This window comes from Myroides sp. WP-1 (assembly GCF_014145635.1).
Lineage (GTDB): Bacteria > Bacteroidota > Bacteroidia > Flavobacteriales > Flavobacteriaceae > Flavobacterium.
The window spans coordinates 38,741-59,969 of sequence record NZ_JACHTC010000001.1 but is presented as its reverse complement, the minus strand read 5'-3'; the positions used below and the strand labels follow the sequence as shown (position 1 = coordinate 59,969).

Here is a 21,229-nt window from a genome sequence, read left to right as displayed (position 1 = left end):
TGATTATTTGAATTTAGTAATAGTTGATGACCACCCGATGATTTTAGAAGGACTAAAATCGTTATTACAACAGGTGGGTAAATTTCAACTATTTTCTTTTACAAAAGGATTGTCAGCACTAGATTTTATTCAAGAAAACACAGCACATATTGTATTACTAGATATTGTTTTGAATGATGGAAGTGGTTTAGACTTCTGTAAATCAATTAAACAAAAATCACCTAAAACTATAGTTATCGGGATAAGTAATCAGGCAGAACGCAGTATCATATTTCGTTTTTTAGAAAATGGCGGAAATGGCTATATCTTGAAAAATGCAGATGCTTGTGAAATCATTCAATGTATTGATAACGCTATACATGGAGGAATTGCATTAAGTAAAGAAGTACAGCAAATTATGTTATCTGCTTCATCAAACAATTTTGAGTTACCAAGACTGACCAAGCGAGAAAAGCAGGTATTAGAATCAATTACCAAAGGAAACACCTCTGCTGAAATTGCTGAAAAATTATTCATATCAGTTATTACAGTAGAAACACATCGCAGAAATTTATTGCAAAAATTCAAGGCAAAAAATATGATCGAATTAGTCAAAGTAGCCACGGAAAATAAATTGATATAGATAAATTCAGATTAGCTAAAATCAATCTACTATCTCTCCTCTTTTTCTTCATACACTTAGCAAGCTACCCTTTTTCGTAATCCTCGCCTTATGTTTGGGCCAACAGACTAAACAACCCCAAATCTGAACTCTGCAAATTTTCCTGCGTGATAAACTCGAAAAGGTCTTTGGCCAGTTAGTTGTCTATCATAATCTTATTGGAAATGGGACTGTCCTATATTTTCAGTTCGTTCTTTTCTATTGTTACATCATTATAATGGTCTTTTTCCCCAATTTGCAGATCTATGTTCATGCTGGACTTGCTAACTTAGTCTGGACAAAGAGTTAAGCATAAAAACTTATCTTTGACTTATGAAAAGAATTAGAAAGACTTACGATGCAGCTTTTAAGAAGCAAGCCGTTGAACTGGCTAAGGAAAGAACAAACAAATCAGAATTAGCTCGTGAACTTGGAATTCGAGCCACCTTGTTATATAAATGGTGTAAAGAAGCTCAAGAGTTTGGAGAAGCTAGTTTTCCCGGTAATGGTAAACAAAAGCTTACACCAGAACAAGAAAGAATAAAAGAGTTAGAAAAGAAGTTAGCAGCTGTTGAATTAGAACATGAAATATTAAAAAAAGCAATCGGCATTTTCTCAAAGACCGGCAAATGATTTACCTGTTCATATTTAATCATGAACATAAATTTCCGATTGGGATTATGTGTAAGGTTTTAGAGGTAAGTAGAAGTGGTTATTATCATTGGAAACGGTCTCCTGTTAATAAAAGCAAACAAGCCAAAGCAAATCTAAAACGAGTTATTACAGAAGTTTACTTCGAGTTTAAACAGCGTTATGGTAGTCCTCGTCTTACAATAGAACTCAATGCACGAGGTTATAAAGTGTCTAAACCAACAGTAGCTAAGTATATGAGAGAGTTAGGATTACGTAGTAAAGTAGCTCGACGATATAGAATTACCACAGACTCTGAACACCATTATTTAGTGGTTGACAATATTTTAGATAGAGAATTCACACAAACCAAACCAGGGAAAGCTTGGGTGTACGATATTACTTATATCGCTGTAAAAGAAGGGTTTATTTATCTAACTACAATAATAGATCTATTCGATAGAAAGGTGATTGGATGGAGCTTAAGTAAAGATATGTCAACGGAAAACACCACTTTAGCAGCCTTTAAAATGGCTAAAAAGAACAGATCTTTTGAAGACGGATTAATTTTCCATTCTGACCAAGGAGTACAATATGCTAACTACAAATTTGCTAACTATTTAGAGTCCTTTAATGTTGTTAGAAACATGAGTAGAACTGCAAAGCACATCACGAATACCAAAATAGATAATAACCAATGAGTAAAGGCTAATTGTTGGGATAACGCCGTAGCAGAAAGCTTCTTTAAATCCCTAAAAGTGGAAATGATTTATGGAAATTTACAACTAAATACAAAGCAAATGGAGGCTAAAGTCTTTGAATATATAGAACTCTGGTACAATAAAAAACGTAGACACTCCTACTTAAACTATCAGACAATCAACGAATTTAATCAAATAATAAATATTAATAAAGCTGCTTAACTAATTGTCCGGATTTCATTAGGATATCCACAATCGTAAAATATCCACTCCTTCCCAATAATATTTACTAGGATTATTTTCAACCTTCTTTAATATCTCTTTAAAAGAATTAATATTCGTTTTATACTCTTTCAATACCTTTTCTTCAAGCCCTAATAAATCATAAATGTAAACCTTTATAGCTGGTTCAACTAAAGGACGAGGATGTCCATCAATACTGTTTTGTTGTGCTATTTTCTCTGCATAAAATATAGAAGCCCCCCATTTACTAGACAAGTAGGCATTGTTTAATAAAATAACAAAATAATCACTCCGTCTTTCACTATATCTTTTTTTACTCCAAGCTATTTGTTCATATTCTTTAAAGATTTCAACCATTTCTGTAACTTCATAAAACACCCCCTCATCTAACATTACATTGGCCACAGAATCCATCTTTCGCATATAAGCTTCTTGTTTTAATTGACCTTTTTTATATAAATTGGTCACTTTATCGAATTCACTTTGGTTTATTTTTTTTGCATAAATAAACACAGAAAAAATCCCTAAAATAAGGGACCACATTATTCTTTCATTAAATATCATTATCTAAAAGTATCATCCTAATTATTGACTACATTAAAACTATTCAATTTTACTAGGTTAATTTCGCTCTAATATTCTAACCTTATATGCATAGTCTAATAATTTAATTATAGTGTTGCAATCAGCCTTTTGCATCATTCGTTTACGATGTGTAACCACAGTATTTAAACTAATATGCAATTTATCAGATGTTTGTGGTACTGATAGACCTGAAGCAAAACACTTTAATATTTCAATTTGCCTAGAAGTAAATAATACAACTTCAGCATCAACCTTTTCAAGTTTGTCTTTTATAATAGGACAACAATAAGTCTTACCTCGCTCTACATTTTGAATACAATCTAATATAATATCAAATCCAGAAACTTTTGATATTATCCCCTCTGGAGTACGTACATTGATTTGCTGAATTACACCAGGGTTTGTTACAGTAGTTACTACAATTATATTGGTATTTTTATTTAAGCGACGAACATCATTAATTATATCTACCCCTACTCTATCATTATCCAAATAATAATCCAAGAATAGAAAAACCTTTTTCCTAGAATTCTTTATAAGGAATTGAAGTAGTTTATTTGTATCTGACTCTATATGAATATGATCAAATAAACCTGTTTTTTCCAAAAGTGCAGAAAAAGAATCTGCAAACAATCTATGATTATCTACTATAATTCCTAATTTATAATTACTCAACATGTCTTTATAGAATTTTAAAAAATTATTTTGTACTTCGTATTTGATTAAGTTCAAATACTATTTAATACCCCATGTACTAAATAACTTTATTTTACCCCAAGAAATGAGGAATAAACACTTAGAATATTCTCATTACATCAATCAAATATATCTAATTATCCACAATAAAAAGATTATTTACTTCACTAAAATCTAGTTCATAGTGAATTTCAATCTATTTTATTGGTTTATAATCAAATAAAAAGTGCTTAGATTTTCTAAGCACTTTTTACTATTATCTAGTTGTGTATCCTCCATTTGCAAAAATAGTTTGCCCTGTAATCCACCAACCTTTTGTGACTAGAAATTCAACTAAAGGAGCAATATTCTCTATTTTAGTTAAGCCTCCTAAAGCTGAAGCTGATTTGTGATAAGATACAGCATCTTCAGTTTCTTGACCATAGAAAAAAGGTGTATCCATTGGCCCAGGAGCTACTGCAGTAACCGAAATTCCTCTATGCCCAAATTCTTTAGATGCCATTCTTGTAAAATGTTCTACAGGAGCCTTTGCTCCTGCATAAGTAGAATACATTCCTGTATAAGCAGCCAAAAGTGATGTTACTATTGAACAAATTTTACCATTATCATTTAAATATTTACCTGCTTCTTGTATAAAGAAATAAGCTACTTTAGCATTTATAGCAAACATCTGATCATACTCCTTTTCGGTTGTTTCTGAAAAAGGTTTTTTAAGTACCATACCAACTGTATTAATTGCTATGTCAATTCCCCCAAAACGCTGTTTGGTTTCTTTAAAAAAGGTAGATATATTCTCTACTTTAGTTAAATCAGCCTGAAATAAAAAAGCTTCACCTCCATGTTTTATAATATCAGCAAGCGTTTTCTCAGCTTCCATTTTACTGTGATCACTATTGTAATGAATTGCAACCTTAGCTCCTTGCAAAGCAAAATCTCTACTTAATAAACCTCCAAGATTTTTAGCCCCGCCTGTAATTAAAACTACTTTTCCTTTTAAATTAGTCTTCTCCATGTTAAATTTACTTTTAATATTCACAATTAATATTGTAAAGTTGAGCATAACTTAAAACAGTAGCATGGTGAACTTTTCGGAAATTTCTAACGATGCATTTTTCTATACTTCCCAGGAGGGACTCCTGTAAATTTCTTAAAGAACTTAGAAAAATTAGAGGGATCATAAGTAAAAATATTGGCAATTTCTGCTAGAGAATAATCTGTATTTAAAATTATTTCCTTTGCTTTATCTATAATCTTCAAATCATAAAAGTAACAAGGATGATTACCAGTTTCTTTTTGAACAGTGTCAGTTAAATGTTGATGTGAAATTGCTAAATTCTTAGCAATTTGATTTATTTCAAAAAATTCTCTCTGACAACCGTTTATTACATCTAAAATGTGCTGATCCAAATAATTAAAAAATAATTGGACTATTTGCTCACTTCTACTAAGTTTTTCCATACTTTCTTTTCCCATATTTATTTCTTTTACTTATTTTTTTCTCAAAAAATTACTAACTAAATATCACTTCAGATAACTTAAAAAACAAAAAAGCCGTAACCTTTAATTACAGCTCTTCAATCATTTTATCAATAAAGTTTAGGAGTACTATTTCACTAAAATAACACTTTTTAAAAGAATAAACAATATAAAATACATTTTAAATACTTTAAATAAACCACTATGGACTGAAAGTCCATAGTTTGTTAAAGCAGACTAAAGTCTGCCTGGGTGGAGCTACTTACTCAAGTATAAAGTTACCTCCGTTATCATTTGGTTTACGATGGTGTTCAAGATATTGATTTAGCATTTCATCAGTAATATTTCCTGTACTCCAACAACCAAAGCCTATTGCCCAAAAGTGACGTCCCCAATATCTGTACTTCAACTCAGGAAATTCTATTTGGAGTTTCCTTGAGGTACGACCCTTGAAGAGTTTGACAATATTGCTTATGTTTTGAGATGGTCGATATTCTATATGAAGATGAACATGATCCTTTGATACTACACCTTTTAAAATTTGAATATCTTCTGCTTCACAAATGTGAATGATCAGACTACGACAACGTATCTGAATATCTCCTTCCAATACTGGATAACGATATTTAGTCACCCATACTATATGGGCGGTTAAACGTGATACACTATGTCCTCCGGTTCGTTGATATTCCATATATCAAAGGTAAACATTTTTAGAAGCTGAAAGCTAAATGCACTAAAGTGCATAGTTTTAACTACAGTCTGCGACCAATAAAAAAAAACAAATAGAATTATAAAAAATCATCTATGAATAAATATCAATCAACTTTGCGTTTTTCGCAAAGAGCAAACCAATATAACTTATATAGACCTAAGTATCCTCAAGAACTAATTTCGTATCTACAAAAGTCTATAAATCTCAATAATAGCTTTAATATTGCTGATATCGGTTTGAGTCCTCTTTTTCATATTATCATTCCAATACCTTGGATTTAAATTATATTTCACAATCATTATTTTCAATTTAAAATAAGATGAAGCAACTGAAAAAGCACTTTCTCAACCTGTATAATTTGTATAAATTATTCCCAAAACATCTCAATCTTAATTTACAGTTTCCTCCCTTTGTATTAGCATTTTAAGTTTATTTATTCAAACATTACAAGATATTATAGATTTTCACACACTTAATACAATATATTTTAATTATATTTGAAATTCAAATCGGAAAATATAATTAAAAATGGAAAACTCTTTTACTAACCAGCTATTATCCTTAACTAACAATTTCTTATATGACGATGATCGTAATAAAGCAGAAGTTTTCAATAAAATTTTCAGTTTAATTGAACAAAACTGTACTCCAGAAAAACTCATACTTATAAATAACATTAAGAAATCTTATAACTATGAAAAAGGTTCTTTTTGTACCATCAATGATCATCAATATGCAAAAGCCCTAATTCCGATGTTCAGTGCTGTTTTTTCAGTTCTAAGTCTTCCGGAATAAATGTAATTCAATTTATTCTGTTTTTATCAGGGTATTTATTGAAAAATCTCCTACACAATTTTGTAAAAAAGTACCTAAGAAAAAGTAAATATTTTAGGCATTCTTTATCTACAAAAACAATAATTCTATATACTATTATCACTAATAGATATAAATAATTAAACTAGCAAGTGATTATATAAGTACAAAAATGAGTTATCTTCAGAAGATAGCTCATTTTTAATAATCTATCAGCTAAAACTCCAGAAAGATTTATTACAATCAATCAATATTGAAGGGCTTGTTTTCGATTTCGTTTCCTCGCTGTCTGACATCTAATAGATAGATACTTACTTCTACAATGACATTACACACATTCTTGAATCAATAATTCGTCTTCAAGATTCAGAAGAAACTAATCACTAGGATGTTTACTAACTCAAAAGATGAGATATGCATAAAATTAATTCAAACAGCACTTGATACAAAAGGTGTATTTTGAAAATCTAACAACACATGCACTTTTCCCAATTGTCTAAGTTGTAAATTATTAAAATTTCCATTTAATTTTTGCTAGTATTAGAATAAATATTATCCTAAATCAGATAATTCAGAAATATGGTTAATGCAAAAAAAGAGCAGATAACATTTAATTTTGAGAACAATAAATTATATCCATTATTCAATAGAATTAAAAATAGTTCAATCTTTTACTCCATAAAAATAGTTAACTAAAGCCAAATAGACACCCCGACAACCAAAAAACACCTTAACAAGTTTAGTATTCCATAACAAAATACATCAAACTAAATTAATTAACAGGTAATATGAAACAAACATAACAAAATACTAAAAAACAAGATAAAAATAAATCAAAGTAAAAACATAGATGTTGATTAAAATATTTACTTACATCATTTAGAAAAACAGGTAATTATTTAACTTTTTAGTACTTTTTTAAAACATTTAAAAGTATTATATTTGATTTTAACCTAATTTACTAAGGTGAACTATTAGGTGAGTTGGTTTCAAACAAACAAGACAATTGATTGATTTAAAGATACTTACAAGGAGTGGTTCGAATCCTGCCACCCCGACAAAAGGAAAGCTCTAACGAAAGTTAGGGCTTTTTTTATGTTCCATTCGAATCAAGTTTTACTTGAAATTCGAATGGGATATAAAAATAGTATGCGAGCGCAGCGAGTAGCTTTCATTTGGTCTAAATCTCCTTTCAAGAGGAACATCGACCAAAGGGAGATAATCCTGCCACCCCGACAAAAAGAAAGCTCTAACGAAAGTTAGAGCTTTTTTTATGTTCCATTCGAATCAAGTTTTACTTGAAATTCGAATGGAATATAAAAATAGTATGCGAGCGCAGCGAGTAGCTTTCATTTGGTCTAAATCTCCTTTCAAGAGGAACATCGACCAAAGGGAGATAATCCTGCCACCCCGACAAAAGGAAAGCTCTAACGAAAGTTAGAGCTTTTTTTATGTTCCATTCGAATCAAGTTTTACTTGAACAACTAATTCTAAACTACCCCTTAATAAAAACCCGTAAACTCAATGAATTTACGGGTTTTCCTTTTGTTTACACTTCTTTTATCTTGCGGAGTAGTCGAATCAACGTTTCACTCTCTTCCTCTGTTAAATCACTATAAGCGACATCTACACCTGCCAAATTTTGGGTTACCTCTTGATAGAGGAATTCTCCTTTTGGTGTTAGTACAACATCGATCAATCGCTTGTCTTTTGCATTGCTCCTTTTCTCTACCAACCCTTTATTAATCAATCGATCAACCAATCTAGACACGCCTGCATTCTTCTCTATCATCTGCTGTAAAATATCAGAGGTAGACAAAGGTTCGCCAGCGTCATGTAGAATCGACAATACATTGTATTGCTGAGAAGTAAGATCGTAAAGTGCAAAAAATCGCTGAGATAACTCGTAAGCCTTATTATAGGATTCTACCATAGCAATCCCCAATCTACGGGGAAGTGGTAATTCTTGAGCCTTGTTGTTTTTCATACCCGCAAGTTAAAAAAACTATTGAATCAAATAGCCCCCATCAACAGGTAAATAAGTACCAGTACAGAAACTTGCATCATCTGAAGCCATAAATAAGATCGCTTTCGCAATTTCCTCAGGTCTTCCCAATCTTTTCATGGCGTGTTTGGATTCCATATACGCTCGTGAATCTTGTGCGGCATTGTCCATGAGTAAAGGTGTTTCGATATACCCCGGACCAATAGTATTCACGCGAATGTGGTCTACTGCATTTTCCAACGCAGCTACTTTCGTTAATCCTACCAATCCGTGTTTCGAAGAAGCATAAGATGCAATACCGAATTCAGCCACTTGGCTCATGATTGATCCTACATTGACAATTGCTCCACCTGTAGCTTGTTTACGCATTTGTGCAATCTGATACTTCATTCCGTAAAAAACACCACTCAAATTAATATCTAACACGCGTTGCCACTCCTCTATCGATTTCTCATGTAGCAAACCACTATCTACTACACCCGCATTATTAACAGCAACATCCAATCTTCCGAAAATATCAACCGTCGTTTGAATAGCTTGTTGTACTTCTTCTGCTTTTGAAACATTACAAGATACAAAACGAACTTCTGTCCCTTCTTTCGCTACTTCATTTAGAGTATCCTTATTTTCCTTCAAATCGGCAATGACAATCTTCGCTCCTTCTCTCGCCATTAAAACTGCTACTGCTTTTCCTATTCCCGAATTTCCTCCTGTAATAAAGGCCACTTTGTTTTCAAATCGCTTCATCTCTTTTAGTTTTTGGTTATTCATCTAAATTAATGATTAATCATCGATGTCTAATCAACAATATGCTTATTTAACATTTATTTGTAATTAGACGACTGCTTTATTCTTGTCTTTGTGAGGTTTGTTTGTTGTTAGTCGTTGGTCGGGAGTTGTGGAAATTCTAGTTAAAAAAATGGTTTTGGAAATTGTGTCAAGACTCATCGCCTCATCATCTCATCGCCTCACCAAACACCAATCTTTTTTTATAGACGCATTATTAAGGCACCTCAGAGGCAAACTAAAGATGAATCCCACTATTCCCTTCTTGTATTACAAGAGTTATCAGTGATCGGTAGATTTAGCGTTTTCTGGTCGTTGTTAGTCGTTGGTTGGGAGTTGTGGAAATTTTAGTTAAAGAAATGGTTTTGGAAATTGTATCGAGACTCATCGTCTCAACAAATAACAATCTCATCGCCTCATCATCTCATAGCCTCATCATCTCATCATCTCATAGCCTCATCATCTCATCATCTTATCGCCTCACCATCTCATCGCCTCACCATCTCATCGCCTCACCATCTCATCGCCTCACCATCTCATCGCCTCATCATCTCATCGCCTCATCATCTCATCGCCTCATCATCTCATCGCCTCATCATCTCACCATCTATCTCACCAAGTTTATATTGGTTTTAGTGTTCGATGAATCTACACTGCGTTCCGATTTTATCACCTCAACAAACACCAATCCCCCCTAAAATCTCCAAGCAAGAATTCGGCTAATTTTATTTCCCTGCTCCATCTGAATGATGCGTACCTCAGCTGCCTCAGATCTTTTGAGTAAAGCTTGTAGAGGTTTCAAGTTGTTTTTATTTGAAACAAGTGTTGTAAACCAAACTGCTTGTCTTTTGAAGTGTTTACTTTCGTAAATATAGTTGGTAATAAACGCTTTTTCTCCTCCTATACACCACAATTCATTATTTTGTCCACTAAAGTTCTGTACGGGTTTACCTACTACCTCTTTTCCAAGATTTTTCAGTTTTTGCGTTGTTTTAGCGAGTACTTCTTCTCGAGAAGAAAAGAATGGAGGATTGCAAATTACAACATCAAAGTACTCTTTTTCACCTATGATGTTTTTTAAGATATTTCGCTTATTTGGTTGTGATCGAATAGTCACTGCATTTTTTAAATGAGGATTATTGTCAACAATGTGTTTCGCCGTTTTTAAGGATACGACATCTACTTCTGACCCCACGAATTCCCATCCATATTCGGCTACCCCTATAATGGGATAAATAACATTGGCTCCAATACCCAAGTCCAAGACCTTTACACCTTTTCCTGTTGGTATTTTTCCGCCGTTACCTTCAGCCAATAGATCAGCGATATAATGAATATAATCAGCGCGTCCAGGGATAGGAGGACATAAATTAGTCTTGGGCATCTCCCAAAACGTCATTTTGTAATCCTTCATTAAGATCGCTTTGTTTAGCAAAACAACAGCTTCTGGAAGAGCAAAATCAATAGTATCCATACCTGATGGATTTTTTTGAATAAAAGCTTCTAGCTCAGGAACAACCAACTTCAGTTGATCAAAATTATACAAATTTTGGTGTTTATTTCGTTCGTGTAACCTCTTTTGTGTCTGCTTAGCGTCTTTCATTCTCTTGATCTTTCCTGCAAAATTAGACTATTTAACTGGTTTTTCTAAGTGTTGTTTCCTTTTTAATAAAGCGAAGCGATTTATCTGCAACTCTCTTATCCTTTAGAAGTGCTTACCGTTTGTACAGTTAAGGCAAAGACACTACCTACTCCATATTCACTCTCTACCGATATTGTTCCTTGCTGAGCTTCAATAAATTCTTTGCTGATTGAAAGCCCAAGTCCTGTACCTTCGCGATGTGTTCCTGGCACTCTAAAGTAGCGATCAAATACGCGGTTTAGATACTCTGGTGGAATTCCAATACCTTCATCTTTTACTTTAATGCTCGTTTGATGCTCATTTTGAGTAACAGCTACCTCAACTACAGATGATTCATGAGAGTAATTAATGGCGTTCGCCAATAAATTGGTCAATACCCAAGTTGTTTTCTCTAGATCTACTTTAACTTCTTGCATCGTTTCAGGCCATTTCACAACCAATCGAATATTTTTTTGCTCCGCTTGGATGTGGTTTGCCTCTACAGCATATTGTACAATTTGTTGGGCGTCACAAGGTTTTACATTCATCGTAATTTTACCACTTTCAATCTGAGTCAGATTAAGTAATTCAGAGGTAATTTTCAACAAGCGCCCTACATCATCTTGAATACTATCAAGCAAGATGTGTTGCTCTTCATTCAATGTACCAATGCGATCATTTTGCAACAGTTGTAAACTCATTTTCATCGCTGATATAGGCGTCTTAAACTCATGAGATACCGTCGCGATAAAGCGCGTTTTTGCCGCATCCAATTCTTTAAACTCCGTAATATTTTTCAAAATAATCACGTGTCCTACCAATTCTTTGTTCGCTTCACCGGTTGGAGTGATTTCAATGTGTAAAAACTGTTGATCAAAGTAATTTTCCTTGTTGTTGTGGATAATCTTAAAAGGTTCCTTCTCACCTTGTGTCAACGTAATTTCCTTTAACAACATCCGCATTAAGTCATTGTAAATTGCAATGTCTTTGCTGCTTTTTCCTACCATTTCTTCTTCAGGCAATCCCAATACTTTGCAAGCTTCTTCATTGACAAAGATCACTTGCATATTTTCATCTAGTCCAATTACTACATCGGACATGCTATTAATCAGGGCTTCTATTCTCTTTTTTTGACGCATGAGTTTAGCTAAATGGCTACTGTTGTATTCTTCTAACTTTTGCGCCATAGTATTAAAAGACTGTGCGAGCTCTCCGAACTCATCGTGTTTATCTAAGAAAACGCGTTCTTTGTAATTACTACTGGCAATTTGCTTGATACTCGCTGTCAATTTTTGGATAGGATCGGCGATATTAGAAGGTAGATTAATCAGTAATCCCAAAGCAATGGCAAAACACGCAAGTCCAGCAATAGCAATCCAAATGGTTGCCTGAACAGCCGTTTTATTTGCTAATTCACTTTTGAATTCAATCGCCTGCATATTCATTTCCATCACCTCTATCAACCATTCTCGGATTGGCAACAAGTCAGCAGCTTGTTGTCCATTTTTCTTGTAAGATTCAAAGTATCCACGCAACGTTGCGTTCATTTCTTTTTCTCCTACTTCTGTTGCATTGCCCTCTTGATTTCTCAATTGTTCTTCAAACTGAGCCAAACGACTATCTCCAGGTCGATCTAAAGCCCGTAACATACTTTTAGCATACAAAAGTGAATTGTAGTTGTCATGTAGAATATTGCGGGTATCTAGTTTTAAAAAGTGAATATACACCGCGCCGATGCCTCCCAAAAAGACGATCAGTGTAAACAACAAGCCTAAGCCTAAAGTCAGTTTTGTTTTAATTCTCATTTTGAAAAAATTATAAGATCAATGGGCAATGAAGTTAGTTTCTTCAGCAATTGATTGAATACATTAGTGGCTATGATAATCTGATACAATCGCAAACGAGGTTTACCCACGCAAATGGTCGTAATTTGTCGCTGTTCGACCTGTGTGAGAATTGCTTTAGCAATATTAGCATGCTCAACCTTAATTATTTCCGCTCCTAATTCTGTAGCTAATTTAAAATTATTAATCAAATGTCGTTGTTTGTCCAACGCAATTTTATTGGGATGTTCTTTCGGTACTTGCACGTACAATACATACCATTTTGAATTGAGGTAACTAGCCAAACGCGCCGTTTTCCGAATAACATTTTTTGCATTCTTATCATTCGTGCTGATACAAGCCATGAAGCGATTCGGTTTGACAGAAACGGACATTCGCACCTCAGTGGCTACTTTATTTTCAACATGAGAAGCAACTTCTTTCAAGGCTAATTCTCTTAGCTGCAAAATATTAGAAGTTGTAAAAAAATGCTGCAAAGCCATTGGCACTTTATCTGGTGGATAAATCTTACCCCCTCTTAGCCGTTCGATTAAATCATCTGCAGTTAAATCGATATTAACGACCTCATCTGCTTCTTGAATTACCTTATCGGGCACGCGTTCCGTCACATCGATTGAAGTAATATCTTGTACAGATTTGTGCAAACTTTCAATATGTTGAATGTTTAAAGCAGAGATCACATTAATCCCTGCTTCTAGTATTTCCATGACATCTTGCCAACGTTTAGCATTCTTACTTCCTGCTATATTGGAATGTGCTAGTTCATCAATAATCACAACCTCTGGACGATCTTGTAAAATTGCTTCTAAATCTAATTCTTCTACTTTTTTTCCCTTGTAGAACACTTCCTTTCTGGGTATAATCGGCAACCCTTCAAGCAGGGCGTGCGTTTCTTTTCGGTTGTGTGTTTCTATATAACCAAGTTTAACATCGATCCCGTTATGCATCAAATCACGCGCTTCCAACAACATGCGATAGGTTTTCCCTACCCCAGCGCTCATACCGATGTATACTTTAAACTTCCCGCGTTTGGAACGGCGAATCAGCGCTAAAAAATCTTCTGCGCTTTGTTTAGTTTCTCTTTCCATTTACAAGTGAATTGAAATACTGCTACTCAGCATAGTTTGTCCCGATACCGCTTGATCATTTCTTGTAAACACATCGTCTTTACTAGTAAAAGATCGCGCTTCCATTCTCCATAAAACCCCAGGAACGATCTGGTAATCGACATTGAAAGAGTAGCCCCATGTTTGAAACCCATTTGGCGTATCTGTGTCGATAATTACTCCATCCGGATCACAATAGTACTCCATTCTAGCAGTTACACTCCACGCATCGCTCAGCTTATATTGTGCCATAACCAAAGGTGCATACCAATTGCTATAAGCGTTTTTATTTTTTTCCTTTTGTTGCACCCCTAAGTCAAATCCCACTACTGCTTTTACTTTTTCATTCAACTGATATGCAAGATTAGCATGGTGAAAATAACGCATTTTTCGCACGTCATCTGGACTATCACTTCCAATAAACGAACTACTGGTAAACGCCCACGCTTTCTGGGGTGTATAAACCACTTGATGGCCTATCGCCAAAGAAGAGTTTCCCTCCTGACGTTGTATGCGTTGCCATCCATTCATCACGTGCAAGGCAAGGAACCACTTTTGATTGGGTGTTGCATAAGACAGTTTGACCTCTGAAGAGAAATACGGTGAGTTTTCCGCCATCATACTTCGCGTCAAAGTCATGATATCTGCTCCGATATTACTTTCAAACCCAATATGAGAAGGCATGATTCCCGCATCTAACCAAAGTTCATGTTCACCAGACAGTTTAACTCCAATATTAGCTTCATATACATTTTTCAATCCATCCGATTCGGCGCTGAGATTTGATTGTACATACGTTCCTGCCATCAAAGCAAAGTTGGCTCGTACGCGTTCTTGCTCATAGTTCAATTTGACCATTCCAAAATTTAAATTCACTTCATTATGGCGATTAAAAGAGTACAAGAAAGGGGCAACCTGGCCTGATTGAGGTTGATTAAAATCATACAAGTAATACACTTCTCCATAAGCGGTCACCTTTACGTCATCTGTCCATTTGGCCACTTGCGCTTGCGTTGTCGAAGACGAGAGTACACAACACATGAGTGCACCCACGAAAGAAAGTCTCTCTCTCATACTAGGGTAAAGCATCTAAAGCAAGGTTCAATTCTACTACATTTATTTTCTGAGGTCCTAATACCCCAAACAAGGGCTGCTGAATATGTTCAGCGACCAATTGCTCTAGGCGATCTACCGCAATACCTCTTTTCTGGGCAATACGAGCTATTTGTACATAAGCAGCTTGTACGGATATGTTAGGATCTAAACCACTTCCACTAGCTGTTACTAAATCTACGGGAATCTCACGCTTATCTACCGTGGGATTTTTAGTGAGAAAGTCGTCAATGCGCTGTTGCACTTGTGCTAAATACGCGGTGTTCGTTGCCGCTTTATTACTAGCACCAGAACCAGCAGCATTATAATCTACAGCAGAAGGGCGAGACCAAAAATAGCCATCAGAAATAAAAGCTTGCCCTACATTGACATACTGTTTTCCATGTGTACTTTCAACTGTAAAACCCTTACCTGAATGAGGAGCCATTTGAGCAATTCCCCATAACAATAATGGATAAATCCCCCCTAGCAAGACAGCTAAAGCTGTAGTTAATATGATCGAAGGTAATAAGTTGTTTTTCATAGACTTACTAAATAAAAAATGAAACAAAAAGGTCAATTAGTTTAATTCCAATAAAAGGAACAATAACCCCTCCTAATCCGTAGATCAATAAATTTCGACGCAATAGCGCACTGGCTCCAATCGGTTTATAAGCTACACCTTTCAGCGCTAATGGAATTAGAAAAGGAATAATAATAGCATTGAAAATTACAGCCGATAGAATAGCACTTTGAGGGCTGTGCAAGTGCATCACATTCAACCCTTGTAAGGCGGGAATCGATGTAATAAACAAAGCGGGAATAATAGCAAAGTATTTAGCGACATCATTGGCAATGCTAAAAGTGGTTAACGTTCCTCTAGTCATCAACAGCTGCTTTCCTATTTCGACAACTTCAATCAACTTCGTTGGATCATTATCTAAATCGACCATATTCCCCGCTTCCTTGGCAGCTTGTGTACCACTATTCATCGCAACTCCCACATTAGCTTGTGCTAAGGCTGGTGCATCATTTGTTCCATCTCCCATCATAGCGACTAATCGTCCTTGTGTTTGCTCTTGTTTGATGTAATTCATCTTATCTTCGGGTTTTGCCTCAGCGATAAAATCATCCACACCTGCTTTTGTTGCGATATAGTTTGCAGTCATGGGATTATCACCAGTAACCATGACCGTTTTGATCCCCATTTTTCTCAATCGAGCGAAGCGCTCTTGAATACCAGGTTTAATAATATCTTGCAATTCAATTACTCCTAACACCTGCTCATTTTGTGCCACAACCAAAGGGGTACCTCCATTTTCAGCTACTTGCCTAACACAGTCATCTACTCCTTGCGGGAAAATGTGTCCCGCTTGTATACACTTGTTTTTTATTGCATCAACAGCGCCTTTTCTAATGCGGATATCGTCATAATCAATACCAGAACTTCTCGTCTCGGCTGTAAAAGAGATAAAATGAGGATTGTTCAAAACAAAATCGCTTGGATCTACTTGTGCGAGTTCTATAATTGATTTTCCTTCTGGTGTGTCGTCACTCAATGAACTCAATACTGCGGCTTTTATTAATATTGCTCGTTCCACGCCTTCCGCTGGATGGAAGTTGGTCGCCTTGCGGTTACCTATGGTAATGGTTCCTGTTTTATCTAATAACAATACGTCAATATCACCCGCTGTTTCAACTGCCTTTCCACTTTTGGTAATGACATTAGCTCGTAATGCACGATCCATTCCCGCTATACCAATAGCAGATAATAACCCTCCAATTGTAGTGGGAATTAAACATACATACAACGAAATTAACGCCCCTATAGTAATGGTTACATTGGCAAAGTCAGCAAAGGGTTTAAGGGTAATAACCACCAAGGTAAACACGAGAGTAAATCCTGCTAGTAAAATAGTTAACGCTATTTCATTAGGCGATTTTTGTCTGTTGGCTCCTTCTACTAAAGCGATCATCTTATCCAAGAAACTTTCTCCTGCTTGAGCAGTTACTTTTACTAGAATTCGATCGGACAAGACTTTTGTACCTCCCGTTACGGAACTCTTGTCTCCTCCAGCCTCTCGAATTACAGGTGCACTTTCGCCTGTAATAGCACTTTCATCAATGGTAGCCAATCCTTCGACAATCTCACCATCTGCAGGAATAACATCACCTGCAACACAACAAAAGATCATTCCTTTCTTTAGTTCAGAAGAAGAAATTATATGACCGTCTTCTAAGGTTGCGGGAGTTTCTTCTCTTGTTTTACGCAAACTATCAGCTTGTGCTTTTCCTCTTGCTTCAGCTATAGCTTCCGCAAAATTGGCAAATAACAACGTAAGGAGTAAGATAGCGAATAGCGTAAAATTATAACCAAAACTCCCTTGGTTTGTTTCACCAGTTAACACCCAAATACACACACCAAGCACAATGGCTGTTCCTATTTCTACCGTAAACATAACGGGGTTTTTACAGAGTGTTCTGGGATCCAATTTGACAAAAGCTTCTTTAATCGCTTTCTTTACTGCCTCTTTTTGAAAAAGGGCTTTATTATTTTGAGTTGTCATTTTTATAAACTTGTTAAGGTAAAGTAATCCGCAATAGGTCCTAAAGTTAAAACGGGGAAGAATGCTAAAGCGGCTACAAGTAAGATCACGGTTAATACAATGGTTCCAAACGTCGCGGTATCAGTAGCTAAAGTACCTGCACTCTCAGGCACATAGTTCTTTTGAGCTAAGAAACCAGCGAGGGCAACGGGTCCAATAATCGGGAGAAAACGCCCTAGTAACAGGACAATACCTGTAGAGAAATTCCACCATAGCGTATTGTCTGCTAGACCTTCAAATCCGCTTCCATTATTAGCGGCAGCTGAGGTGTACTCATAGAGTATTTCACTAAATCCGTGAAACGACGGATTGTTTAACGTATCTTGTGTCATCGATGGAAAAGCGACACCCAAAGCCGTACTGCTCAGAATTAAAAGCGGGTGAATAAGAGCTATAACCATGGCGATTTTCATTTCTTTAGCTTCTATTTTCTTACCAAATAGTTCGGGTGTCCTTCCAACCATTAATCCACTAATAAATACAGCTAGTACGATGAAAACAAAGAAATTGAGTATGCCAACTCCCACTCCACCATAAAAAGAGTTGATCATCATAGCTAACAATTGATTCATTCCCGACAAAGGCATTGTACTATCGTGCATGGCATTCACCGAACCAGTAGAGATCACAGTTGTTACAATACTCCAAAAACCAGAAGAAGTAGCTCCGATTCGCACTTCTTTTCCTTCCATTGCACCTAAAGAATTGTCAATACCCATGGCAGTAATATTCGGATTGCCATTTGCTTCCATTACGACATTGGGAATTGCTAAACATATGAACCCTAAAGTCATTACGCCAAAGATCATCCAAGAGAAACGCTTGCGATTGATGTAATAACCAAAGGCAAATACCATAGCTAAAGGAATGATCAATTGAGCAATCATTTCAATCATATTGGTCACGTAGGTTGGGTTTTCAAGGGGGTGTGCTGAATTGGTTCCGAAGAATCCTCCACCATTTGTTCCCAAGTGTTTAATTGCAATAAATGCTGCCGCTGGACCACGAGAAACCTCAACCTGTTGCCCTTCTATACCTGTGATGCTATCCTTGCCTTCAAAGGTCATTGGTGTGCCTTGAAAAATCAAAATTACTGCAACAATAAAACTTAGAGGCAACAAAATACGAGTTAATGATTTTACAAAATACACATAGAAATTACCTAATACAGTAGTTGTTTTGTGCTTAAATGCTTCAAATACTACAACCGCAGCTGCCATTCCTGTTGCAGCACTAACAAATTGCAGAAACATCAATACCATTTGTGTAAGATAGGTTACTCCTGTTTCTCCAGCATAGTGTTGCAAGTTGCAGTTTACTAAGAAAGAAATAATAGTATTAAAAGCTAAATCTGGCGACATACTCGGATTGTTATCCGGATTTAAGGGCAGTGATCCCTGTGTGACTAACAAAATAAATCCGATGACAAACCAAACAGCATTAATCGTTAGCAGAGCTACTAAATGCTGTTTCCAGTTCATTCCTTCTTCTGGTTTTATTTTACTGCTTGTATAGAGTAAATTTTCTATAGGAGTCAAGAGACGATCTAAGCAAGTAGATTGACCTCCATAGACTTTTGCGATATATTTTCCCAAGGGAATGGAAATTCCAATAGCCACTAAAAAGGTGACTATAATCCCAATTACTTCTGTATTCATTTTACTTAATCAATTAATACTACAATCTGATGAATGAGATATACGATGCCATAAATCATCGTAAAGACTAAAACTGCTACGCCAATTTCCTTGACGGTATTTTTAAAATTTTTCTGGTTTGAGTAAGACATAACACAGATAGGCAAATACTGCCAGGGCTATAATTAATAATACAATCATGAGGGTTGAATTTTATAAGTTTTCAAAAAATTGTATGGCCTTGTAAAACAACACAAAACATACAATGCCTAAAACGATGCACGCTAAAAAGGTCATGAGTTAAGGATTTAGATTAATTTGATTAGTTCTTGCGCTTAACGCTGAGATTTGGTTGCATAGCAATAGGTAGTTTCGCCTACTGCGCTGGGTCATTGCTTGTGTTTTCATTTTGATTTGTTTTGTTCAAGAATAGGCGAATAGCGTACCAAATTTGGCACATTACATATAATCTACTACTAATCAAATGTTTATACAAAAAACACTACATATACCAAAAAATAAACCCTATCAAAATGATAGGGTTTATTTTTTATGTCGTTCAAAATGATAGGGATTCGCACAGCTAGAACCTCTTCTTAGCGTATTTATTGCTGAACTAAATGGAGTATTGGTTGTTATAGCGCAACAATAAAGCGATAGAGTAAAGCGATACCAATGCCTAAACCAAAACTTAACAAAGTGCCTATTAAGATATACTCTGTTAGTTTTATTTCTTTATTTGCTTTTAAGTCGCCAAACCTAAAAATAGATTTAGCAGCTAATAAGAAGCCAATACCTTCCCATCGTTGAAATACAACAAATAAAAAGATAAATAAACGCTCTAAAATACCGATGTATTTACCAGCATTATCCAAGCCGTTATTGGGTACGGTGAAAGAAAATTGTTCAATAATTTTTTTGATGACAATAGGTGAAACGTAAATCAATAACACCAAGGCACTATATAAAACTAAAGCGTTCTTTCCTATCAACAGGGACCAATCTACCGTATAAGGAGTATAATAATAGATAAATCCTGCAATACTTAATCCATGAAGTCCTTGATCAATCAATAGAACCTTAATTCCGCTTATTTTTTGTGTCAGATACGTTTTAGTGAATACATCGATTATCAGGTGAGAGATCGCCAACATCCATACACCTAAGATGAACGTACGTTCAAACCCAGTGACAAGCAATAGCAGCATCAGGTGAATGAGGACATGGATAAAAAGAAAACGCGATCGTATTCCTTTATCCTTGATCTCCCTTACCATTTGATCTGTTTGTAGAACAAAATCGCCAAGTAGATGCGCCAGTACGATTTTTATAGTTAAGAGAAGCATTGTTTTACTTTATTAGTATATAGTTTTAATACATCATTAATTTCATCGTAGGCTGCTCTTTTCAGCGCTTTATTGATTGTGGTACTATCCTTATTCATCAATACTGCAATTTCTTTTTGCAGCATATTTTTATTGTGTAAAGCGTAGAATACAGTTTCGGCCGTTGCGGGTTTCCATTGATCTGCAATAAAGCTAACCAATCTCAAGATGGGATAAAAATAATCATCAAAATCCTTATTTGTCGTTTTAATATGCAGCGTTTTATCCTTTAATTCTTCAAAAGCTTCACCAGAATAAATAAAGGCTGGACCATAAGATTCTTTTACGTTTTCCGAGGTGTAACTTTGTTCCCCTATACCGATGCTCATTCTAACATCGAGGTTATTACTGTGTTTAATTAAAGCTTTGATCATTAGTACAAGTTCCAAAACCGTGTCTACCGAGGTTTCGATCTGAAAACTATCTCCTCTATAGATATCCCATTTAGAAGCATCGTCAATTTGACTTTCTAAAAAAGATTTCAGTCGAGGTTGCCAATCGTTAGGACTAACTTTTCTTGAATTTACAATGTCTCCCGTTATTACTGCTATCATATTTTTTCCTCTATACCTACAAATATACTAAAAAATTGGTCTAAAAAGGCCAATTTCATAAAATTGGCCTTTTTAGACCAATTTTGTAAACTTG

The 21,229-nt window shown here is 35.3% G+C and carries 22 protein-coding genes; 5 read left to right on the top strand and 17 right to left on the bottom strand.

Annotated elements, in window-relative coordinates; translation table 11 throughout:
* Positions 1-7: 7 nt before the first annotated feature.
* The 4 genes from H4K33_RS00290 (at position 8) to H4K33_RS16470 (ending at position 2,193) form a co-directional block, all read left to right on the top strand.
* Positions 8-622, top strand: coding sequence for a response regulator transcription factor (locus tag H4K33_RS00290; RefSeq protein WP_255493504.1), 615 nt, complete (start codon positions 8-10; stop codon positions 620-622).
* A gap of 351 nt (positions 623-973) precedes the next feature.
* Positions 974-1,273, top strand: a complete 300-nt coding sequence (locus H4K33_RS16480; RefSeq protein WP_010249781.1) for a transposase — start codon at positions 974-976, stop codon at positions 1,271-1,273.
* Positions 1,270-1,971: an IS3 family transposase gene (locus H4K33_RS16475; RefSeq protein ID WP_255493503.1), complete on the top strand. Its 702-nt coding sequence runs from the start codon at positions 1,270-1,272 to the stop codon at positions 1,969-1,971. The genes H4K33_RS16480 and H4K33_RS16475 overlap by 4 nt, the downstream gene beginning before the upstream one ends.
* A gap of 63 nt (positions 1,972-2,034) precedes the next feature.
* Positions 2,035-2,193 carry an IS3 family transposase gene (locus H4K33_RS16470; protein ID WP_255493520.1) on the top strand — a complete coding sequence of 53 codons (159 nt, stop codon included), beginning with the start codon at positions 2,035-2,037 and terminating at the stop codon, positions 2,191-2,193.
* Positions 2,194-2,211: 18 nt separating this feature from the next.
* Here H4K33_RS16470 and H4K33_RS00280 read toward each other — a convergent pair whose 3' ends face one another.
* The 5 genes from H4K33_RS00280 to tnpA all read right to left on the bottom strand — a co-directional run bounded on the left by H4K33_RS00280 (position 2,212) and on the right by tnpA (position 5,665).
* A complete protein-coding gene (locus tag H4K33_RS00280; RefSeq protein WP_220485272.1) occupies positions 2,212-2,778 on the bottom strand; it encodes a hypothetical protein in 567 nt (188 codons plus the stop codon).
* Between the two features lie 57 nt (positions 2,779-2,835).
* On the bottom strand, positions 2,836-3,477 hold the full coding sequence (locus H4K33_RS00275) for a response regulator transcription factor (RefSeq protein WP_182646507.1): 642 nt from the start codon (positions 3,475-3,477) through the stop codon (positions 2,836-2,838).
* Between the two features lie 274 nt (positions 3,478-3,751).
* Positions 3,752-4,507, bottom strand: a complete 756-nt coding sequence (locus tag H4K33_RS00270; RefSeq protein ID WP_182646506.1) for an SDR family oxidoreductase — start codon at positions 4,505-4,507, stop codon at positions 3,752-3,754.
* 86 nt (positions 4,508-4,593) lie between these two features.
* Complete coding sequence (locus H4K33_RS00265; RefSeq protein WP_182646505.1) at positions 4,594-4,968, bottom strand: AraC family transcriptional regulator; 375 nt, start codon at positions 4,966-4,968, stop codon at positions 4,594-4,596.
* Positions 4,969-5,233: 265 nt separating this feature from the next.
* On the bottom strand, positions 5,234-5,665 hold the full coding sequence (gene tnpA / locus H4K33_RS00260; RefSeq protein ID WP_182646504.1) for an IS200/IS605 family transposase: 432 nt from the start codon (positions 5,663-5,665) through the stop codon (positions 5,234-5,236).
* A gap of 549 nt (positions 5,666-6,214) precedes the next feature.
* On the opposite strand from tnpA, the gene H4K33_RS00255 reads away from it, so the two are divergent.
* Positions 6,215-6,481: a hypothetical protein gene (locus tag H4K33_RS00255; RefSeq protein ID WP_182646503.1), complete on the top strand. Its 267-nt coding sequence runs from the start codon at positions 6,215-6,217 to the stop codon at positions 6,479-6,481.
* A 1,567-nt stretch (positions 6,482-8,048) separates the two neighbouring features.
* Here the strand turns inward: H4K33_RS00255 and H4K33_RS00250 are convergent.
* The 12 genes from H4K33_RS00250 to H4K33_RS00195 form a co-directional block, all read right to left on the bottom strand.
* Positions 8,049-8,486 carry a MarR family winged helix-turn-helix transcriptional regulator gene (locus H4K33_RS00250; protein WP_182646502.1) on the bottom strand — a complete coding sequence of 146 codons (438 nt, stop codon included), beginning with the start codon at positions 8,484-8,486 and terminating at the stop codon, positions 8,049-8,051.
* Positions 8,487-8,504: 18 nt separating this feature from the next.
* Positions 8,505-9,251, bottom strand: a complete 747-nt coding sequence (locus H4K33_RS00245; RefSeq protein WP_182646780.1) for an SDR family NAD(P)-dependent oxidoreductase — start codon at positions 9,249-9,251, stop codon at positions 8,505-8,507.
* 733 nt (positions 9,252-9,984) lie between these two features.
* The gene (gene rlmF, locus H4K33_RS00240; protein ID WP_182646501.1) at positions 9,985-10,893 is read right to left on the bottom strand and encodes a 23S rRNA (adenine(1618)-N(6))-methyltransferase RlmF; all 909 of its coding nucleotides are present in this window, start codon (positions 10,891-10,893) and stop codon (positions 9,985-9,987) included.
* A 95-nt stretch (positions 10,894-10,988) separates the two neighbouring features.
* Positions 10,989-12,716, bottom strand: a complete 1,728-nt coding sequence (locus H4K33_RS00235) for an ATP-binding protein (RefSeq protein ID WP_182646500.1) — start codon at positions 12,714-12,716, stop codon at positions 10,989-10,991.
* Positions 12,713-13,843, bottom strand: a complete 1,131-nt coding sequence (locus H4K33_RS00230) for a sensor protein KdpD (RefSeq protein ID WP_182646499.1) — start codon at positions 13,841-13,843, stop codon at positions 12,713-12,715. Before H4K33_RS00230 ends, H4K33_RS00235 begins: the two co-directional genes overlap by 4 nt.
* A complete protein-coding gene (locus H4K33_RS00225; protein ID WP_182646498.1) occupies positions 13,844-14,935 on the bottom strand; it encodes a porin in 1,092 nt (363 codons plus the stop codon). It abuts the gene before it with no gap.
* A 1-nt stretch (position 14,936) separates the two neighbouring features.
* Positions 14,937-15,497 (bottom strand): potassium-transporting ATPase subunit KdpC, encoded by a 561-nt coding sequence (kdpC, locus tag H4K33_RS00220; protein ID WP_182646497.1) that lies wholly within the window; start codon positions 15,495-15,497, stop codon positions 14,937-14,939.
* A 7-nt stretch (positions 15,498-15,504) separates the two neighbouring features.
* Positions 15,505-17,520, bottom strand: coding sequence for a potassium-transporting ATPase subunit KdpB (gene kdpB, locus H4K33_RS00215; protein ID WP_182646496.1), 2,016 nt, complete (start codon positions 17,518-17,520; stop codon positions 15,505-15,507).
* A gap of 2 nt (positions 17,521-17,522) precedes the next feature.
* The gene (gene kdpA / locus H4K33_RS00210; RefSeq protein ID WP_182646495.1) at positions 17,523-19,217 is read right to left on the bottom strand and encodes a potassium-transporting ATPase subunit KdpA; all 1,695 of its coding nucleotides are present in this window, start codon (positions 19,215-19,217) and stop codon (positions 17,523-17,525) included.
* A 102-nt stretch (positions 19,218-19,319) separates the two neighbouring features.
* Positions 19,320-19,397: a K(+)-transporting ATPase subunit F gene (kdpF, locus tag H4K33_RS16650; protein ID WP_182646779.1), complete on the bottom strand. Its 78-nt coding sequence runs from the start codon at positions 19,395-19,397 to the stop codon at positions 19,320-19,322.
* A 434-nt stretch (positions 19,398-19,831) separates the two neighbouring features.
* Positions 19,832-20,542, bottom strand: a complete 711-nt coding sequence (locus H4K33_RS00200; RefSeq protein WP_182646494.1) for a DUF3307 domain-containing protein — start codon at positions 20,540-20,542, stop codon at positions 19,832-19,834.
* Positions 20,530-21,135 (bottom strand): transcriptional regulator, encoded by a 606-nt coding sequence (locus tag H4K33_RS00195; RefSeq protein WP_182646493.1) that lies wholly within the window; start codon positions 21,133-21,135, stop codon positions 20,530-20,532. Before H4K33_RS00195 ends, H4K33_RS00200 begins: the two co-directional genes overlap by 13 nt.
* Positions 21,136-21,229 lie beyond the last annotated feature (94 nt).

What these genes read in the sequence shown, in the direction of transcription:
- H4K33_RS16480 (WP_010249781.1), top strand. Translation starts at nt 974, where the DNA reads ATGAAAAGAATTAGAAAGACTTACGATGCAGCTTTTAAGAAGCAAGCC.
- H4K33_RS16475 (WP_255493503.1), top strand. Translation starts at nt 1,270, where the DNA reads ATGATTTACCTGTTCATATTTAATCATGAACATAAATTTCCGATTGGG.
- H4K33_RS16470 (WP_255493520.1), top strand. Translation starts at nt 2,035, where the DNA reads ATGATTTATGGAAATTTACAACTAAATACAAAGCAAATGGAGGCTAAA.
- H4K33_RS00280 (WP_220485272.1), bottom strand. Translation starts at nt 2,778, where the DNA reads ATGATATTTAATGAAAGAATAATGTGGTCCCTTATTTTAGGGATTTTT.
- H4K33_RS00275 (WP_182646507.1), bottom strand. Translation starts at nt 3,477, where the DNA reads ATGTTGAGTAATTATAAATTAGGAATTATAGTAGATAATCATAGATTG.
- H4K33_RS00270 (WP_182646506.1), bottom strand. Translation starts at nt 4,507, where the DNA reads ATGGAGAAGACTAATTTAAAAGGAAAAGTAGTTTTAATTACAGGCGGG.
- H4K33_RS00265 (WP_182646505.1), bottom strand. Translation starts at nt 4,968, where the DNA reads ATGGGAAAAGAAAGTATGGAAAAACTTAGTAGAAGTGAGCAAATAGTC.
- tnpA (WP_182646504.1), bottom strand. Translation starts at nt 5,665, where the DNA reads ATGGAATATCAACGAACCGGAGGACATAGTGTATCACGTTTAACCGCC.
- H4K33_RS00255 (WP_182646503.1), top strand. Translation starts at nt 6,215, where the DNA reads ATGGAAAACTCTTTTACTAACCAGCTATTATCCTTAACTAACAATTTC.
- H4K33_RS00250 (WP_182646502.1), bottom strand. Translation starts at nt 8,486, where the DNA reads ATGAAAAACAACAAGGCTCAAGAATTACCACTTCCCCGTAGATTGGGG.
- H4K33_RS00245 (WP_182646780.1), bottom strand. Translation starts at nt 9,251, where the DNA reads ATGAAGCGATTTGAAAACAAAGTGGCCTTTATTACAGGAGGAAATTCG.
- rlmF (WP_182646501.1), bottom strand. Translation starts at nt 10,893, where the DNA reads ATGAAAGACGCTAAGCAGACACAAAAGAGGTTACACGAACGAAATAAA.
- H4K33_RS00235 (WP_182646500.1), bottom strand. Translation starts at nt 12,716, where the DNA reads ATGAGAATTAAAACAAAACTGACTTTAGGCTTAGGCTTGTTGTTTACA.
- H4K33_RS00230 (WP_182646499.1), bottom strand. Translation starts at nt 13,843, where the DNA reads ATGGAAAGAGAAACTAAACAAAGCGCAGAAGATTTTTTAGCGCTGATT.
- H4K33_RS00225 (WP_182646498.1), bottom strand. Translation starts at nt 14,935, where the DNA reads ATGAGAGAGAGACTTTCTTTCGTGGGTGCACTCATGTGTTGTGTACTC.
- kdpC (WP_182646497.1), bottom strand. Translation starts at nt 15,497, where the DNA reads ATGAAAAACAACTTATTACCTTCGATCATATTAACTACAGCTTTAGCT.
- kdpB (WP_182646496.1), bottom strand. Translation starts at nt 17,520, where the DNA reads ATGACAACTCAAAATAATAAAGCCCTTTTTCAAAAAGAGGCAGTAAAG.
- kdpA (WP_182646495.1), bottom strand. Translation starts at nt 19,217, where the DNA reads ATGAATACAGAAGTAATTGGGATTATAGTCACCTTTTTAGTGGCTATT.
- kdpF (WP_182646779.1), bottom strand. Translation starts at nt 19,397, where the DNA reads ATGATTGTATTATTAATTATAGCCCTGGCAGTATTTGCCTATCTGTGT.
- H4K33_RS00200 (WP_182646494.1), bottom strand. Translation starts at nt 20,542, where the DNA reads ATGCTTCTCTTAACTATAAAAATCGTACTGGCGCATCTACTTGGCGAT.
- H4K33_RS00195 (WP_182646493.1), bottom strand. Translation starts at nt 21,135, where the DNA reads ATGATAGCAGTAATAACGGGAGACATTGTAAATTCAAGAAAAGTTAGT.